Source organism: Candidatus Aquicultor sp. (assembly GCF_054640775.1).
On record NZ_JBTSLF010000298.1, the window covers coordinates 1 to 1,158 of the forward strand.

The following is a 1,158-nucleotide window of genomic DNA, read 5'->3' on the forward strand; positions in this document are numbered from 1 at the left end:
GAAGTCTCCCACGATCACGAGTACGGCATTAGCCGGATTATAATGGAGCTGGTAGTATATTTTGAGATCTTCCAGGGAAAAACGCTCGATATCTTCATACCAGCCGATGGTCGGCCAGTGGTAAGGAGAGGTTTGAAAGGCCGTGGCCTCGACCTGTTCGGCCAGATAGGCCTGGGGACTGTCTTCAGTGCGCATCCTCCGCTCCTCCAGGACCACCATCCGTTCCGTCCGGAAATCTTCTTCTCTGAGTTGGAGATTTCCCATACGGTCCGCTTCCAGGTCGATGGGCACCTGAACCCGGTCGGAGCTGACATTTTCAAAATAGGCGGTAAAGTCGCTGGAGGTAAAGGCATTGTTATTACCGCCGATCTCCTCAATGGCCCTGGTGAATTCCTCCCCTTTGACTCTCTTGGTCCCCTTGAACATCATATGTTCCAGCATATGGGAAAGGCCGGTCTTTCCCCAGGTTTCATTCCTGGACCCGACCCGGTACCAGACCTGAAAGGTTATCTCAGGGACTTTATGATTTTCCAGCAGAATCACTTTTAGCCCATTGGATAAAACCGTCTCCTGAACTTTTTCGGTCATCGCGCCAGGGGAACTCCCGGCGAAAATAAATGGAACGAGAAACAAGATTTGAACAATTATCCATTTCATTACCGGACAATATTTCAAGGGTCACCTCCTGCCGAGTTTATCTAATTTTATTTAGATAAGACTGAACCGGGCTTAAGTCAAGCCAATTCAAGGTCCAATCTTTTCTGGTTTCTATAAATTTATAACTAGCCGGAGTTCCTTTTTGCCTTAATGGTTCGGTTCCTGATTGAGAATAATAAATCTGAAATGAAGACACCGCTTATTAACAAATATTAAAAAAATAGGTTCATCCGGATTGAAAAAATTGGATTTCAATCCGGTTGACAAGGAAGAACCGGTGTGTTATTTCTACAGCCATCTTGTTAATTTCGTTTTAATTTTTCCCTATAACTTTTAATTGGGGATATTAAAACCTTATGTTGAAAGAATATTTCTCAAGGCTGCACGAAATTGCCGGTCATGGCGATGCCCGGGAAGAAAGCTATTATCCTGCCCTGGAATGGTTACTGGACCACTTTGCTGAAACCCGCGGCAAACCCAACATCCATATAACCACTCTTC

At 45.3% G+C, this 1,158-nt stretch carries 1 protein-coding gene; it reads right to left on the reverse strand.

Annotation, left to right across the window (positions count from 1 at the left end; all coding sequences use genetic code 11):
- Positions 1-675: M16 family metallopeptidase (locus ACYC56_RS14410; RefSeq protein WP_461374866.1), on the reverse strand; the 675-nt coding region annotated here is incomplete at its 3' end.
- Positions 676-1,158: the final 483 nt, after the last annotated feature.